Consider the following 843-nt stretch of genomic DNA (forward strand, 5'->3'; position numbering starts at 1 on the left):
ACGTATTCAGCGGGTTCCGGCTCGGCGACGACGACGGCGTCGGCGGCGCGCGCACCGGAAACTGCGATCAGGGCCGCAGCGGAGCCGAGGAGAAGGCTCTTGATGTTCATTTTCTGACCTCCAGTCAGAATCGAACGAAATTGCGGAAGCTGCCGTCCGCTTAGCCGGAGTAACGATCTGTTATTACTATACTTTTTTTGGAAAAGTGGGTGATTTTCGGCGAGTCTGCGGCCATCACCAAAGGCGTTTGTTGGCGAAAGCGTGCCCTGAACCGGATTTGAGATAACGCTCGAATGAAGCTGCCTTGGCCTGATTCGAGAAGGCCATATAGGTGACGATCCGCCATGGTAGGAATTTGGACGTATGGCTGGATTTTCCCGAATTGTGCTCGGCAAGCCGTCGTTTCAGGTCCGACGTCATGCCGACATAACGCCCGCCTTCCGCAACCTCGCTCTCGAGAAGATACACATACCACATGAGCCAGCCCCTCCTTGCCAATGCGAGAGGGTATCCTGCTTGGCCGAAGGGCAGCTGCCAACCCCGTTTTTGCAAGAAATTCAGGTGCTTGAGCCCTCCTTCGCTACGGCTTCGGAGGGCATCCTGCTTCGCGCGGAGGTCGGGGCTTGTCCTGCGAAGCGCGCAGCAGGTTTTGCAAGAAATTCAGGTGCTTGAGCCCTCCTTCGCTACGGCTTCGGAGGGCATCCTGCTTCGCGCGGAGGTCGGGGCTTGTCCTGCGAAGCGCGCAGCGGGTTTTGCAAGAAATTCAGGCGTTTGAGCCCTCCTTCGCTACGGCTTCGGAGGGCATCCTGCTTCGCGCGGAGGTCGGGACTTGTCCTGCGAAGC

Annotated in this window: 1 protein-coding gene; it reads right to left on the minus strand. The window is 58.2% G+C overall.

The features are described from left to right. Positions 1–234: 234 nt before the first annotated feature. Positions 235–477: a GIY-YIG nuclease family protein gene (locus tag EN943_RS37210; RefSeq protein WP_027038049.1), complete on the minus strand. Its 243-nt coding sequence runs from the start codon at positions 475–477 to the stop codon at positions 235–237. Positions 478–843: the final 366 nt, after the last annotated feature.

Source organism: Mesorhizobium sp. M7A.F.Ca.US.006.01.1.1, from assembly GCF_003997935.1.
Lineage (GTDB): Bacteria > Pseudomonadota > Alphaproteobacteria > Rhizobiales > Rhizobiaceae > Mesorhizobium.